Origin of the sequence: Sporosarcina luteola (assembly GCF_023715245.1) — a bacterium.
GTDB classification, from domain to species: domain Bacteria; phylum Bacillota; class Bacilli; order Bacillales_A; family Planococcaceae; genus Sporosarcina; species Sporosarcina luteola_C.
The window spans coordinates 1-1,765 of sequence record NZ_JAMBNV010000009.1 but is presented as its reverse complement, the minus strand read 5'-3'; the positions used below and the strand labels follow the sequence as shown (position 1 = coordinate 1,765).

Here is a 1,765-nt window from a genome sequence, read left to right as displayed (position 1 = left end):
TAAAGGTTAAGTTAGAAAGGGCGCACGGCGGATGCCTTGGCACTAGAAGCCTATGAAGGACGGCACTAACACCGATATGCTTCGGGGAGCTGTAAGTAAGCTGTGATCCGAAGATTTCCGAATGGGGAAACCCACTGCCCGTAATGGGGCAGTACGTTCACGTGAATACATAGCGTGAACGAGGCACACCCGGAGAACTGAAACATCTAAGTACCCGGAGGAAGAGAAAGAAACATCGATTCCCTTAGTAGCGGCGAGCGAAACGGGAAGAGCCCAAACCAGGAAGCTTGCTTCCTGGGGTTGTAGGACACTCTATACGGAGTTACAAAGGAACGGATTAGACGAAGCAGCCTGGAAAGGTTCGCCATAGCGGGTAATAGCCCCGTAGTCGAAAGTCCGTTCTCTCCAGAGTGGATCCTGAGTACGGCGGAACACGTGAAATTCCGTCGGAATCCGGGAGGACCATCTCCCAAGGCTAAATACTCTCTAGTGACCGATAGTGAACCAGTACCGTGAGGGAAAGGTGAAAAGCACCCCGGAAGGGGAGTGAAATAGAACCTGAAACCGTGTGCCTACAAGTTGTCAGAGCCCGTTAATGGGTGATGGCGTGCCTTTTGTAGAATGAACCGGCGAGTTACGATTCCATGCAAGGTTAAGCAGCGAATGCGGAGCCGCAGCGAAAGCGAGTCTGAATAGGGCGAATGAGTATGGGGTCGTAGACCCGAAACCAGGTGATCTACCCATGTCCAGGGTGAAGGTAAGGTAACACTTACTGGAGGCCCGAACCCACGTACGTTGAAAAGTGCGGGGATGAGGTGTGGGTAGCGGTGAAATTCCAATCGAACCTGGAGATAGCTGGTTCTCTCCGAAATAGCTTTAGGGCTAGCCTCAAACGAAAGAATCTCGGAGGTAGAGCACTGTTTGGACTAGGGGCCCATCCCGGGTTACCGAATTCAGACAAACTCCGAATGCCGATGATTTATGTTTGGGAGTCAGACTGCGGGTGATAAGATCCGTAGTCGAGAGGGAAACAGCCCAGACCGCCAGTTAAGGTCCCCAAGTATCCGTTGAGTGGAAAAGGATGTGGCGCTGCCCAGACAACCAGGATGTTGGCTTAGAAGCAGCCACCATTTAAAGAGTGCGTAATAGCTCACTGGTCGAGTGGCGCTGCGCCGAAAATGTACCGGGGCTAAACGGATCACCGAAACTGCGGATTGACACCTATGGTGTCAGTGGTAGGAGAGCGTTCCAAGGGCGTTGAAGCTAGACCGTAAGGACTGGTGGAGCGCTTGGAAGTGAGAATGCCGGTATGAGTAGCGAAAGAAGGGTGAGAATCCCTTCCACCGAATGCCTAAGGTTTCCTGAGGAAGGCTCGTCCGCTCAGGGTCAGTCGGGACCTAAGTCGAGGCCGAAAGGCGTAGACGATGGACAACAGGTTGATATTCCTGTACCACCTCCCCGCCGTTATCAGCAATGGGGGGACGCAGAAGGATAGGGTGAGCGCGCTGTTGGTCATGCGCGTCTAAGCAGTGAGGTGTGGAACGAGGAAAATCCCGTTCCTATAACATTGAGCTGTGATGGCAAGGGGAATTATCCCCGGAGTCCCTGATTTCACACTGCCAAGAAAAGCCTCTAGCGAGGCGGGAGGTGCCCGTACCGCAAACCGACACAGGTAGGCGAGGAGAGAATCCTAAGGTGATCGAGAGAACTCTCGTTAAGGAACTCGGCAAAATGACCCCGTAACTTCGGGAGAAGGGGTGCTCTG

At 53.2% G+C, this 1,765-nt stretch carries 1 rRNA gene; it reads left to right on the top strand.

Going from position 1 to position 1,765, the window contains the following annotated elements:
- Positions 1–4: 4 nt before the first annotated feature.
- Positions 5–1,765, top strand: a 23S ribosomal RNA gene (locus tag M3152_RS17670); the annotation flags it as partial.